13 protein-coding genes are annotated in these 12,706 nt (G+C 71.0%); 4 read left to right on the top strand and 9 right to left on the bottom strand.

Annotation, left to right across the window (positions count from 1 at the left end; translation table 11 throughout):
• Positions 1 to 16: 16 nt before the first annotated feature.
• Both ACIBJB_RS12535 and ACIBJB_RS12530 read right to left on the bottom strand, forming a co-directional pair.
• Entirely contained in the window at positions 17 to 877 is an 861-nt protein-coding gene (locus ACIBJB_RS12535; protein WP_398929477.1) for an enoyl-CoA hydratase-related protein, read from the bottom strand.
• Between the two features lie 4 nt (positions 878 to 881).
• Positions 882 to 1,373: a PaaI family thioesterase gene (locus ACIBJB_RS12530; protein WP_007386933.1), complete on the bottom strand. Its 492-nt coding sequence runs from the start codon at positions 1,371 to 1,373 to the stop codon at positions 882 to 884.
• Positions 1,374 to 1,518: 145 nt separating this feature from the next.
• On the opposite strand from ACIBJB_RS12530, the gene ACIBJB_RS12525 reads away from it, so the two are divergent.
• The gene (locus ACIBJB_RS12525) at positions 1,519 to 2,730 is read left to right on the top strand and encodes a CaiB/BaiF CoA transferase family protein (RefSeq protein WP_398929474.1); all 1,212 of its coding nucleotides are present in this window, start codon (positions 1,519 to 1,521) and stop codon (positions 2,728 to 2,730) included.
• 5 nt (positions 2,731 to 2,735) lie between these two features.
• On the opposite strand, the gene ACIBJB_RS12520 is transcribed toward ACIBJB_RS12525, so the two are convergent.
• The 4 genes from ACIBJB_RS12520 to ACIBJB_RS12505 are packed head-to-tail and all read right to left on the bottom strand — an operon-like array spanning position 2,736 to position 6,323.
• Entirely contained in the window at positions 2,736 to 3,491 is a 756-nt protein-coding gene (locus ACIBJB_RS12520; protein ID WP_398929472.1) for an SDR family NAD(P)-dependent oxidoreductase, read from the bottom strand.
• Entirely contained in the window at positions 3,491 to 4,003 is a 513-nt protein-coding gene (locus ACIBJB_RS12515; protein WP_398929470.1) for a nuclear transport factor 2 family protein, read from the bottom strand. The genes ACIBJB_RS12520 and ACIBJB_RS12515 overlap by 1 nt, the downstream gene beginning before the upstream one ends.
• Entirely contained in the window at positions 4,000 to 5,178 is a 1,179-nt protein-coding gene (locus ACIBJB_RS12510; RefSeq protein WP_398929468.1) for an acyl-CoA dehydrogenase family protein, read from the bottom strand. The genes ACIBJB_RS12515 and ACIBJB_RS12510 overlap by 4 nt, the downstream gene beginning before the upstream one ends.
• A 20-nt stretch (positions 5,179 to 5,198) precedes the next feature.
• Positions 5,199 to 6,323 carry an acyl-CoA dehydrogenase family protein gene (locus tag ACIBJB_RS12505; RefSeq protein WP_398929466.1) on the bottom strand — a complete coding sequence of 375 codons (1,125 nt, stop codon included), beginning with the start codon at positions 6,321 to 6,323 and terminating at the stop codon, positions 5,199 to 5,201.
• A 109-nt stretch (positions 6,324 to 6,432) separates the two neighbouring features.
• On the opposite strand from ACIBJB_RS12505, the gene ACIBJB_RS12500 reads away from it, so the two are divergent.
• Together ACIBJB_RS12500 and ACIBJB_RS12495 are read left to right on the top strand one after the other, a co-directional pair.
• Entirely contained in the window at positions 6,433 to 7,254 is an 822-nt protein-coding gene (locus tag ACIBJB_RS12500) for an enoyl-CoA hydratase/isomerase family protein (RefSeq protein WP_365651768.1), read from the top strand.
• A 27-nt stretch (positions 7,255 to 7,281) separates the two neighbouring features.
• On the top strand, positions 7,282 to 7,782 hold the full coding sequence (locus tag ACIBJB_RS12495; RefSeq protein WP_398929464.1) for a MaoC family dehydratase: 501 nt from the start codon (positions 7,282 to 7,284) through the stop codon (positions 7,780 to 7,782).
• A gap of 13 nt (positions 7,783 to 7,795) precedes the next feature.
• On the opposite strand, the gene ACIBJB_RS12490 is transcribed toward ACIBJB_RS12495, so the two are convergent.
• The 3 genes from ACIBJB_RS12490 to ACIBJB_RS12480 all read right to left on the bottom strand — a co-directional run bounded on the left by ACIBJB_RS12490 (position 7,796) and on the right by ACIBJB_RS12480 (position 11,817).
• Positions 7,796 to 9,211 carry a family 1 glycosylhydrolase gene (locus ACIBJB_RS12490; protein ID WP_398929462.1) on the bottom strand — a complete coding sequence of 472 codons (1,416 nt, stop codon included), beginning with the start codon at positions 9,209 to 9,211 and terminating at the stop codon, positions 7,796 to 7,798.
• A gap of 114 nt (positions 9,212 to 9,325) precedes the next feature.
• Positions 9,326 to 10,927 carry a GMC family oxidoreductase gene (locus ACIBJB_RS12485; RefSeq protein ID WP_398929460.1) on the bottom strand — a complete coding sequence of 534 codons (1,602 nt, stop codon included), beginning with the start codon at positions 10,925 to 10,927 and terminating at the stop codon, positions 9,326 to 9,328.
• On the bottom strand, positions 10,924 to 11,817 hold the full coding sequence (locus ACIBJB_RS12480; RefSeq protein ID WP_398929458.1) for a crotonase/enoyl-CoA hydratase family protein: 894 nt from the start codon (positions 11,815 to 11,817) through the stop codon (positions 10,924 to 10,926). The genes ACIBJB_RS12485 and ACIBJB_RS12480 overlap by 4 nt, the downstream gene beginning before the upstream one ends.
• Positions 11,818 to 11,917: 100 nt before the next feature.
• Between ACIBJB_RS12480 and ACIBJB_RS12475 the strand changes: the two genes are divergently transcribed.
• Complete coding sequence (locus ACIBJB_RS12475) at positions 11,918 to 12,703, top strand: enoyl-CoA hydratase/isomerase family protein (RefSeq protein WP_398929456.1); 786 nt, start codon at positions 11,918 to 11,920, stop codon at positions 12,701 to 12,703.
• Positions 12,704 to 12,706 lie beyond the last annotated feature (3 nt).

The following is a 12,706-nucleotide window of genomic DNA, read 5'->3' as shown; positions in this document are numbered from 1 at the left end:
TGCTCCTCGCATCGGTTCAGTACGGCAGAAACGCGTCGCGCGTGGCCTCGTCCGGGTCGAAGTCCGGCGGCAGTCCCTCGAACTTGGGCTCCCGCTTCTCCACGAAGCTCGACACGCCCTCGCGGAAGTCGGGCGAGCCCGCGAAGAACTCCATGGCGGAGTAGGAGCGGGCGAGGGCGTCGGTGAAGGTGCGGTCGAGGTCGCCGTACACCTGGTGGCGCAGGACGGCCATGGCGCGCGGGGAGCAGTTGCGGGCGATGTCCCGGGCGTACGCGCGGGCGGCGTCGAGCAGGTCCTCGGGTTCCACGACGCGGCTGACCAGGCCGAGGTCCTTGGCCTCGTCGGCGTCGAAGACGCGGCCGGACAGCAGCAGGTCGAGCGCGTTCTCCAGGCCGATCACGCGGGGCAGCACGTACGGCATGTTGTACTCGCCGGCCAGGCCGCGTCGGGTGAAGGCGGTGGTGAAGCGGGCCCCACGGGCGGCGAAGCGGATGTCGCAGATGAGCGCCTGGACCAGGCCGATGCCCGCGCAGGCGCCGTTGACGGCGGCGATCATCGGCTTCGGCATGTTGCGCCTGCTGTACATGGGGACGCGGGCCTGGAGGTTGAGGGACTCCCCCGGCTGCGAGTTCTGCTCCAGGCGCTGCATGTCCATCCCCGGGCAGAACGCCCTGCCCGCGCCGGTGATGATCACCACTCGGACGGCGGGGTCCTGCGCGGCCTCGTCGAGGAGCGCGAAGAAGCGGCGCTCCATGGGGATGCTCCACGCGTTCTTGCGCTCAGGCCGGTTGAGGGTGACGGTGGCGACGCCGTCCTCGTCCACCTCGTACAGGACCAGGTCCAGGTCCTCGGGGGCCACCACGGTTTCCTCGGGCATCACGTCACTCCTCGTCCAGCGGTTCGATCGGGTCGCCGACGCCGGGCCGTTCCCCGGAGATGGTCACCACCACCTGCCCGCGGGCGCAGATGCGTCCGTCGGCGCGTACGTCGACGTCGGCGAAGTGCACCCGGCCACCGCGCCGCACACAGCGCGCGTAGGCGACCGCCTCACGGCCGCGGGCGGGTGCGAGGTACTGCACCGACATCGACACGGTGCTGAGCCGGCTGCCCTTGGTGAAGTCGTGCCCGGCGATCACGGCTCCGGCGCCGGCGGTGTCGATGAGCGCCGAGATGACGCCGCCGTGGAAGACGTCTTCGTGGGCAGAGAGGGACTCGGCGTAGGGGAGCACGATCTCGACCCCGTCCGCCTCCCAGCGCGTCACCCGGATGCGGCAGCGCCGGTTGAAGGCGACCCCGCGTTCCCAGCGGGCCCGGAACCAGGCCCGGCGTTCGCGCTGTTCCTGATCGGTGAGGGTCCTCGCCGCGACGGTCATCAGCCCGCCCTCCGGTCCCGGCCTGGCGGCCGATCAATATAGTTACATGAATTGAATAGATGAGGCAATCACGTCGGCCGTAGCCGAGCGCTAGATGTATTATTTATATAACTGATTCGTCGTCCGTGAACAGAGGGAGACCCAGATGCCGTCGACCGCACTGGCCGGGATCCGCGTGCTCGATCTGTCCCGCATCCTCGCCGCGCCGCTGGCCACCCAGATGCTCGCCGATCTCGGCGCCGAGGTGATCAAGGTCGAGCGGCCCGGATCGGGGGACGACTCCCGGACGTACGGCCCCCCTTTCGCCCCCGGACCCGAGGGCGACCGGACCGACACCGCCGCCTTCTACCTCGCCGCCAACCGCAACAAGCGGTCGGTCACCGTCAACCACGCCTGCACCGAGGGACAGGAGCTGATCCGCGCCCTCGCCGCACGCTCGGACGTACTGGTCGAGAACTTCCGCACGGGCACACTGGCGAAGTACGGCCTCGACCACGAGAGCCTCCGCGCACTCAACCCGCGCCTCGTCTACCTCTCGGTCACCGGCTTCGGCCAGACCGGCCCGTACGCCGACCGCCCCGGCTACGACGGCATCTTCCAGGCCATGTCCGGGATGATGAGCGTCTCCGGGCACCCCGAGGAGCCGATGAAGGTCGGCGTCAGCATGATCGACATCCTCACCGGGCTGTACGCCTCCACGGCCGTCCTCGCGGCCCTGCGCCACCGGGACGCCACCGGCGAAGGGCAGTTCATCGACCTGTCCCTGCTGGACTGCGGCCTGGCCTCGCTGTCCCACTTCGCGATGAACTACCTGGTCTCCGGCGAGGTTCCGCAGCGCCGCGGCAACGGCGGCTACGGCGGGATCCCCTCGCAGGCCTTCCCCTGCAAGGACAGGCCGATCTTCCTGGTCGCGGGCAACGACAAGCAGTTCGCCGCGTTCTGCGCGGCGGCCGACCGCACCGACCTCCTCCAGGACGAACGGTTCGCCACGACCTCCGCCCGGATCGCCCACCGCGAGGAGATCCTGCCGGTGCTGGCGGCGATCCTGCGCACCCGCACCCGGGACGAGTGGCTGGCCGTGCTCGACGCACACGACGTGCCCGCGGGCCCGTACAACGAGATGCCCGAGGTGTTCGCCGACCCGCAGATACAGCACCGGGGGATGCTGATCGAGGTCGAGGACCCGGCCTCCGGACCCCTGCCGATGCTCGCCAACCCCATCCGGTTCACGGCGACGCCGGTCGAGGGGTACGCCCCGCCGCCGGCGCTGGGTGAGCACAACGACGAAGTCCTTACCAGACTCGCCGGGATGACGGAGGGTCAGCTGGCGGGACTGCGTGCCCGGGGTGTCGTGTAGCGGCCTCACCCGAGCAGGGTCCGGCCGCCCTCCAGCATCAGCGTCGCACCCGTGAGATAGACCATGTCGTCGCTGACGAGGGCGGCCACCGCCCGGCCGATGTCGGCCTCCGGATCGCCGAGCCGGCCCAACGGGATGTCCCTGGCCAGTTCCGCCGCCTTCTGCGGATGTGCGGCCAGGTAGTCCTCCGCCGCCGGGCTCAGGGCGGCCGGACAGATGACATTCACCCTGATCCCGTAGGGGCCCCACTCCCGCGCGGCGACCCGGCTCAGGCCGCGGATCGCCTCCTTGGCCATCGCGTACGCCGCGAACGTCGCCTCGCCCTGCACGGCGGCCGACGAACCGAGGTTCACCACGCTGCCGCGGCTCTCCTTGAGATGCGGCAGGGCGGCCTGCATCGCGTGGAAGGCGGCCAACGGCCCGCTGCGATAGGTGAGTTCGACATCGTCGTACGACGTCTCCGCCAGCCGGCGCTGCACCGAGGACTGCGCGTTGTTGACGAGCACGTCAAGGCCGCCGAACTCCCGTACCGTCTCGGCCACCATGCGGTCGACGTCGTCCCGATCCCCCACGTCCCCGACCACGGTGTACGCCCGCCCCCCGCGTTCGGCGATCTCCCCGGCCGTGTCCTTCAGCTTGCCCTCGGTGCGGCCGGTGATCACCACGGCCGCTCCCTCGGCGGCCAGCGCGAGCGCGATGCCGCGGCCCACGCCCTGCCCGCCGCCGGTGACCAGCGCCGTCTTCCCTGACAACCGTGCCATCACGTTTCCTTCCAGAAGGCCGACCAGGAGGGGAAGGCCTCGGGCAGCGCCGGCTCTCCGGCGCCCTCCCAGCCCTTGAATTCCACCGCTTGGGGGCGCTCGGTCACGTCCGCCGCGTACCAGTGCCGCTCGCGGCGCCGGGAGAAGTACCAGTCACCGTCCACGCGCGCGTATTCGTCCCAGTAGCAGATCGCCATCACGATCCACCGGTCCCCCACCTCGTGCTCGGCCCTGCAATAGACCGCGCCGGTCGCCGTGTCCTGCCCGGTGAACTCGACGCGGTGGCCGCAGATCTGGTGGACCGACCGGTGGAAGCCGCGCACCTGGGGTTCGATGTGCTGCCGCAGGACATCCCGCCCGCGGCCGTGACGTCCCATGTCCACGTCGGGCCGGAAGCAGCCGACCCAGGCGTCGAGGTCGCGGCCGTCCACGGCGAGCGCGTAACGGATGGGCAGTTGCTGGATGGCGAGCTGCGACTCGACGCGGTCGAGACGGTCCTCGAGCGAGGTCACGGGCGCGGCTCCTTCGGCAGACCGAGGACCTGCTCCCCGATGATGTTGCGCTGGATCTCGCTCGACCCGCCGTAGATCGTCTCCGCGAGGGCCAGCAGGAAGGAGCGCTGCCTGCGGTCCAGGCCGTAGTCCTCGCCGACGATCTGTCCGGCCGGGCCCGCCAGCTCCGTGGCCAACTGGCCGAGTTGCTGGTGCCTGGTGGACGCGTACAGCTTCGCGGTGGTGGCCTGGGCGCCCGGCGTGCGGCCGGCGGTCAGTTCGGCGATGGTCCGCAGGTTGGTGGTGCGCATGATGCGTACGGAGATCCAGGCGTCGACGATACGGCGGCGCAGCATCGGATCGTCGAGCGCGCCCCGCTCGCGGGCCAGGTCGATCAGTGCCTCGGCCTCCCGCTCGAAGGCGAGCTGCTGGGGCAGGAGAGTGGTGCCGCGCTCGATGCCGAGCGTGGCCATCGCGGTGCGCCAGCCCTGGCCGACCTCGCCGACGACCATGTCGGCGCCGGTGCGCGCGTCGGAGAGGAAGATCTCGGCGAACTCGTCCTGGCCGGCGAGGTTGCGGATGGGGCGGATCTCCACGCCGGGCTGGTCCGTGGGCACCAGCAGCATGCTCAGGCCCTTGTGCCGCGCGGACTGCGGGTCGGTGCGGGTGAGGACGTAGATCCAGTCGGCGTGAATGCCGAAGGACGTCCACACCTTCTGCCCGCTGACCACCCACTCGTCGCCGTCCCGTTCCGCCCGGGTGCGGACGGACGCCAGGTCGGAGCCGGCGCCGGGCTCGCTGAAGCCCTGGCCCCACAGTTCCTCGACGGAAAGGATCGGCGGCAGGAAACGCTTCTTCTGAGCGTCGCTGCCCACCTTAAGGAGCATCGGGCCGAGCAGGTCGAGCGCGTTGACGGTGGCCCGGTAGGGGGCGTTCACGCGCGCGTACTCGTACTCGAAGACGATCTCCTCGAGCAGCCCGAGCCCGCGCCCGCCGTACTCCTGGGGCCAGCCGATCCCCAGCCAGCCGCCCGCGGACAGCTCCCGGTCCCAGGCGAGGCGAACCTCCCAGGCCGCGCCGTCGGTGGGGCCGCCCACGCCCCGGTTCTCTGCGAACTCCCCCACGAGGTGGTCCGCCAGCCAGTCCCGCACCTCGTCGCGGAAGCCGCGTACCGCGGGCCCGAAGTCCAGCTCCATGTCAGCTTCTCCCTGAGGTCTCAGATGCCGAGCCGGGTGGCGAGCAGTTCCCGGTGGTACGACGGTGTGCCGAGCAGCACCTCGGAACTCTTGGCCCGCTTGAAGTACAGGTGCGCGGGGTGTTCCCAGGTGAAGCCGATGCCGCCGTGGACCTGGATGTTGTCCGCGGCGACCTTGGTGAACGCCTCCGAGCAGAAGGCCTGCGCGAGGGCGGCGGCCATCGCGATCTCCGTCTCGTCGCCCGCGTCCAGCGCCCACAGTCCGCCGTACGCGGCCGAGCGGGCGGACTCGATCTCCATGAGCATGTCGGCGCACTTGTGCTTGATCCCCTGGAACGAGCCGATGGCCCGGCCGTACTGCTCGCGGATCTTGGCGTACTCGACGGCGGCGTCCAGGGCGGCCGCGGCTCCCCCGACCTGTTCGGCGGCCAGGAGTACGGCGGCGGTGGCGAGGGTGCGTTCGAGGGCGGGCCATGCGCCGCCCTCGGGGCCCAGGAGACGGGCGGGGGTGTCCGTGAACTGGATCCGGGCCTGTTTGCGGGTCTGGTCGAGGGTGGGGAGGGGGGTGCGGGTGAGGCCGGGCGCGTCGGCGGTCTCGACAGCCAGCAGGCTGATGCCCGAGGGGGTGCGGGCGGCGACCAGGAGCAGGTCGGCGAGGTGTCCGTCGGGGACGTAGGTCTTCACGCCGGTCAGCCGCCAGCCGCCCCTTTCGTCAGGGTCGGCGGTGAGCCCGATGCCCTGCTCGCCCCAGCGGCCGCTGTCCTCGGTGAGCGCCAGCGTGGCCACCGTCTCGCCGGACGCGATGCCCGGCAGGAGGTCGGCTCGCGCCCGCTCGTCGGCGCAGCGCAGCAGCGCCTCCGCGGCCAGGGCAACGGTGGCGAAGTACGGCCCGCACAGCAGTGCGCGGCCCGCCTCCTCGAAGACGATGCCGAGATCGACGTAGCCGAAGCCCGAGCCGCCGTACTCCTCCGGGACGGCGAGCCCCTGGAGGCCGAGTTCGCCGGCCATCCGCCGCCAGACGACGGGGTCGTGGCCCGTCGGGTCGGCGGCGAGGCGGCGCACGGTCGCCTCGTCGGAGTGCTTGGCGAGGAACGAGCGGACGACCTTGCGCAGTTCGTCCTGTTCCTCGCTGAAGGTGAGATCCATGCCGAGCTTCCCGTCATCCGTGCAACGTCACGTGCGGCCTGCTTGCCGCCCACCTCTCGATACAGTTAGATAATTATAGTATCCACACTGAATACACCAGGAGCGCGACGTGACCGATCCCTACGCCCCGTTCACGAGCCTGACCTTCGAGCGGCCCGCGCCCGGCGTGCTGCGGATCGTGCTCGATGCCCCGAACCTCAACGCCGTGGATCCCCGGATGCACGGTGAACTCGCCGACATCTGGTCCGTCGTGGACAGGGACGAGGAGACCCGCGCGGTGGTCGTCCAGGGGGCGGGCCGGGCGTTCTCGGCGGGCGGGACCTTCGACTCGATCGAGGCCATGACCGAGGACTACGCGGTGCGCGCCCGGGTGATGCGGGAGGCGCGGGACATGGTCTACGGGGTGCTCAACTGCTCCAAGCCGGTGGTCTCCGCGATCCACGGCCCGGCGGTCGGGGCGGGGCTGGTCATCGGCATGCTCGCGGACATCTCGATCGCGGCCCGCACCGCGAAGATCGTCGACGGGCACACGCGGCTCGGCGTCGCGGCCGGCGACCATGCCGCCATCTGCTGGCCGCTGCTGTGCGGCATGGCCAAGGCCAAGTACTACCTGCTCACCTGCGAGACGCTTACAGGCGAGGAGGCGGAGCGGATCGGCCTGGTGTCCAAGTGCGTGGACGACGCGGAGGTGCACACCGAGGCCCTGCGCGTGGCGACCGCGCTGGCCGCCGGGCCCACCAGCGCCATCAGCTGGACCAAGCGGTCCCTCAACCACTGGTACCGCACCGCCCAGCCGATCTTCGAGGCCTCGCTCGGGCTGGAGTTCTTCGGGTTCGGCGGGCACGAGGTCGTCGAGGGGCTCGCCGCGCACCGCGAGAAGCGGCCCGCGGACTTCGAGGGAGTCAGCGGCAAGCACCCGCTCGACCTGTGACCACCGACCGTACGAGAGGAACCCATCATGGCGCCGCAGCAGACCATCACCGAGGCCCCCCTGCTGGTCAAGGGGCTGACCTATGAGGAGATGCCGGTCGGGCAGGTCTTCCGGACCGCCCGCCGCACCATCACCGAGACCGACCTGGTCAACTTCGTCACCTGGGGCGGCTTCACCGAGCCCCTCTTCTGGGACGCCTCGCACGCCGCAGACGGCGGCTACACCGGGCGACTGGTCCCGGGAGGACTGACGTACTGCCTGGCCGAAGGGCTCGTCCTGCAGACGAACGTGCTGCACGGCACGGGCCTCGCCTTCCTGCACATGGAGCTCGACGTGCTGGGCCCGGTGTACGTCGGCGACACCCTGTACGCCGTCGTGGAGACCACCGGGTCCCGGCCCTCCAGCAAGCCCGGCCGGGGCGTGGTGACCAGCCGGATCACCGTGCGCAACCAGCGGGACGAGGACGTGCTCGTCTACAAGCCGGTGCGACTGATCCGCGGCCGGGACTACGAGGCTCCGGCATCCTGAGCCCGGGGTACGGCTAGGAGTTCGGGCTGTCCGGAACCCGGGGCGCGGTCGGCACCAGGCTCAGTCCGGTCGGCCGCCCCGCTTCGGGCACGGGGGCGCCGGCGAAGGCGCCGCTGCGCAGCCAGTCGGAGGGGATCGGGGGGCGCGGCGGGGCCTCGTGGTCCGGGACCGCCATCGAGTAGAGGCGGGTGTAGCGGAACTTGGCCTCCAGGTTGTCCAGGACCGACCAGTACTCGTACCCGCACACCTCCACACCGGCCGCGGTGAGTCCGGCCAGCCAGGTGAGCCGGGCCCGCAGCAGGGCCCGCCGGCGGTCGTCGTCGCTGTGTCCCGTGGCGTCGACGAGGTCCAGGTCGCCCATGCCGTTGTCGATGACGGACAGCGGCGGCAGCGCGTCGCCGTACAGCTCGTAGAGGCCGGCGACAGCGTCGGCGAGTCCTTCGGGGATGATCGGCCAGCCGTAGGCGGTGGTCTCCACGTCGTCGAACGGGACGATCGCGAAGCCCAGGCCCACGAGCAGGCGGTTCACCTCGTTGAGGGCGCTCAGACACGTGGTCGTCGGCAGCACGCGGGGCAGGTTCTCCGGCGCGGTGACGCGGAACGGGGTGTGCCAGGACAGGCCCAGCAGGTCCTGCTCGGTGGTGATCGTCTCCAGGTCGCCGGGGCGCACGCAGCCGGTGTCCTCGACCGGTGAGTCGCCGTCCTCGGTCACCATGTGCTCGCCGAGCAGCAGGGGGTCGAGGAAGAGACGGTTGGTCCAGCTCTCCAGGCGTTCCAGGGCGAGACGGTCGTAGGGGTCGTCGGTGGCCGGGTAGCCGCCCACGAGGGTGACCGTGGTACCGATCCGGCCTCGCGCGCCGGTGGCCCTCAGGGCCTGGGTGGCGAGCCCGTTCGCGAGCAGGATGTGGTGGACCGCGGGCAGTCCGGCCCGTCCCGCGCCCCGGTTCGGGGGATACATTCCGGCCACGTGGTCGGCGAGGGTGGGGCCGGCGAGGTCGGTGGAGGTGATCCAGCGTTCCACCCGGTCGCCGAAACGGCGGCCCAGCTCGGCGGCATAGGCGGCGAAGTGCTCGGCGGTGTCGCGGACGAGCCAGCCGCCCGCCGCGTCCAGCCAGGGCGGCAGTGAGCGGTCGAGCAGGGTGAGAGCGGGCCGGGTGCCGCGCGCAAGAAGTGCGTCGAGCGCGCGGTCGCAGCGGTCCAGCGCGTCCCGGTCCCAGCTCCCCGGCCCGTCGGGCTGGAGCTGCGGCCATCCGGCGACCATGCGGTGGGTGTCCGCGACGACACCGGTCAGCTGCCGGAGGTCGTCGGTCCACTGCCGGAAGTGCCCGCCGCGTTCCGGCAGTGGCGGCGGGGGCGCCGCGATGGTGTCCGCGGTGGCGACCCCCCAGTCGACACAGCGAAGGGATTCGTGCAGGAAACCATCGCTCATGGTTACCGTCCAGGCGGTGAATGGTTTAGCGCATTCAGCTGAATGTCCGCCGACCGGACGCTAACAGGTCAAACAAACTACGACAATGTTTCGGCCACATCTCCCGATACGGGATCAGACCGCCCCCAGGATGAGGTCGGCCGCCCGCCAGGCCATGGCCATGATCGGTGCGTTCAGGTTTCCGGACACCATGGTCGGCATGACCGAGCAGTCGACGACCCGCAGTCCCTCGATGCCGCGTACCCGCAGCCGGCCGTCGACGACGTCGTCCTCGTCCGGGCCCATGGCGCAAGTGCCGATGGCGTGGTAGCCGCAGCGTCCCTGGTCGAGACCGGCGTCGATGATGTCCTGGTCGTCGCTGACACCGGGGCCCGGCAGCGTCTCGGCCGTGATCCGGCCGGCGATCGGCTCGGTCTCGAAGAGTTCCCGCATGCGCCGGAAGAGGGCGGTTCCCACCGTACGGTCGTGGTCGGAGCCGTAGTAGTTCGGCGTGATCGTCAGAGGGGCGTCGGGGTCGGCCGACGTGATGTGCAGGCCGCCCTCGGCGGTGGGGCGCAGGATGTAGCCGAGGCCCATCACTCCGGGCTCGCGTTCCACGCCGGTCTCCTTGCCGGGGACGTCGGGCAGCAGGGACACCGGCGCGATCAGCAGCTGGGCGTCCGGTCGGGCGAGTTCTGGGCGGGTCTTGAAAAAGGCGATGACGTCGAAGGCGGGCGCGGCCAGCGGTCCGCGTCGGGTGGCCAGGTACTTCGCCCCCGACAGGGCCTGTCGCAGCGGGGTGCTCAGCGCCTTGTTGTAGCCGAGGTCGTCCTTCAGCCGGTACTGGACGACGAAACAGCGGTGCTCGCGCATCCGGCCGCCGACGTGCGGGCTGTCGACCAGGACGTCGACACCCGCCGACTTCAGCGTCTCGGCCGGGCCGATGCCGGACAGCTGGAGGATCTTGGGCGTGGCGATGCTGCCGGCGGAGAGGATCACCTCGCGCCGGGCCCGGAAGTCGGCCTCCAGGCCCTTGCTGCGGGTGCGCACGCCGACGGCTCTGCCGTGCTCGGCGAGGACGCGCGTCACGACGGTGTCCACCGCCACCGTCAGGTTCGGCCGGTCCTCGGCGGGGTGCAGGAAGGCACGGGCGGCGCTGAACCGCTGTCCCTTCTTGATGGTGGCCATGGCGTAGCCGATGCGTTCGTCGTCGCTCGCGTTCAGGTCGTCGGTGCGGCGCCAGCCGAGCCCGGTCCCGGCGGCGATGGCCTCTTCGCACAGCGGCTCCGGCGCCGGCGCGGTGGAGACGTGCAGCGGGCCGCCCGCGCCCCGGCCCTCGGAGGCGCCGAGCGCGTTGTCCTCGATCCGCTGGAAGACGGGCAGCATGGTGTCCCAGCCCCAGCCGGGGTTGCCGAGGCGTTCCAGCTCGTCGTAGTCGGCGCGGTCACCGCGGTTGTAGACCATGCCGTTGACCGAGCTGGACCCGCCGAGCGTGCGGCCCCGGACCCAGTGCTCGACGCGGCCGCTGGGGCCCACCGGCTCGACCGGGTAGTGCCAGGCGAACCGGGGATCACCCAGCAGCTTGCCGAACCCTTTCGGCATCTTGATCAGCGGTGTGGAGTCCTTGCCGCCCGCCTCGATCAGCAGCACGGAGGTCTTCGGATCCTCGGAGAGACGGTTCGCGAGCACGCAGCCCGCGGACCCCGCGCCCACCACGATGTAGTCGAACGTCGTCATCCCTCGGCCTCCGGTGCCGGTGCCTGCTCCTCCAGGGGGCGGAACTCCTCCTCCTGCCACCAGGGATACAGGGGTGGCATGTCCTTGCTGACCCGGCCCGGGAACTCGGGCGGCCGTTTGGCGAGGAACGACTGGACGCCCTCCACGGGGTCCGGGCCGCCGCCGATCTGGCTCATGATCCGGGAGTCGAGCCGGTGGGCGGCCATCGGGTGGGATTCGCCCAGCATCCGCCACATCATCTGGCGGGAGAGGGCGACGGAGATCGCGGAGGTGTTGTCGGCGATCTCCCGGGCGAGTTCGTACGCCGCCGGGAGCAGTTCCTCCGGCGGGTGCACGGAGCGGACCAGCCCGGCCGCGAGTGCCTCGTCCGGGCCGAAGACACGGCCCGTGGCCACCCATTCCATGGCCCGCTGCATGCCGACGGCCCGGGGCAGGAACCAGCTCGCCGCCGATTCCGGCACGATGCCGCGGCGGGCGAAGACGAAGCCGAACTTCGCCGAGGTCGACGCCAGGCGGATGTCCATGGGCAGGGTCATGCTGGCCCCGACGCCCGCCGCCGGGCCGTTGATCGCCGCGATCACCGGCTTGGTGCTGGAGAAGATCCGCAGCGCGACCCGGCCGCCGGTGTCCCGGTGCCAGGCGCCCGCCTTGCGGTGGTCGAAGGAGGAGCCGCCGGAGCTGACGTCGGCGCCCGCGCAGAAGCCGCGCCCGGCGCCGGTCACCACGATCACCCGGATCTCGTCGTCGGCGTCGGCCGCGTCCAGGACGTCGAGCAGGTCGGCCATCATCCGGGGGTTGAAGGCGTTGAGTTTCTCGGGCCGGTTGAGGGTGACGGTGAGGATCCGGTCCGCCACCTCGGCCCGCACGGTCTCGTACTCCTGCACCGGCATACGCGTCCTCCGTCACTCCAGCAGGCCGTTTCCAGAAAGCTTAATTAGTTATAGCATTCAACTCTACTGACTCGTTCGATGATGACTGATGGCGGTGGAGATGACGGACCTCTTGGTGACGGCCGTCGGGCCGGTCCGGCTGATCGAGCTGAACCGGCCAGACCAGCTCAACGCGATGAGCGAGGAGCTGCACGCGGGTCTCGCGGCGTTGTGGGACTCACTCGCCGACGACCCCGAGGCTCGGGTGGTCGTCCTCACCGGGCGCGGCCGGGCGTTCAGCGCCGGGGGCAACTTCGACATCATGACCCGGGTCCAGCGCGACCGCGCCTTCCGGGAGCAGAACGTCGACGAGGCCCGGCGGATCATCACCGGCATGGTCCGCTGCCCGCTGCCGGTGATCGCGGCCGTCAACGGGCCCGCGGTGGGGCTCGGATGCAGCCTGGTGTTGCTGAGTGACCTGGTCCTGATGGCCGACGACGCCTATATCGCGGACCCGCACGTCCAGGTGGGACTCGTCGCCGGCGACGGCGGCGCACTCGTCCTCCCTCTGCTCGTCGGCCTCACCCGCGCGAAGGAACTGCTGTTCCTCGGCGACCGGGTGAGCGCCGAGGACGCTGTCCGGCTGGGCATCGCCAACCGGGCCGTACCGAAGGACAAGCTCCTGGATGAGGCCATGGACCTCGCCGGACGGCTGGCCGCGCTGCCCGCGCAGGCGCTGCGCGAGACCAAGCGCGCGGTGAACCTGCACCTGGAGCAGGCGCTCGCCACCGTGCTCGAACCCGCGCTGCTCGCCGAGCAGGAGACCATGTACTCGCCGGACCACATCGCCGTCGTCGAGAAGATCATCGCGTCCCGCGACCGTCGCCGGACCGCCGGGGAGGGCTGAGCC

The organism is Streptomyces sp. NPDC050759, from assembly GCF_044456945.1.
GTDB lineage: Bacteria > Actinomycetota > Actinomycetes > Streptomycetales > Streptomycetaceae > Streptomyces.
The sequence above is the reverse complement of the archived record's forward strand: the minus strand, read 5'-3'. Positions and strand labels throughout refer to the sequence as shown.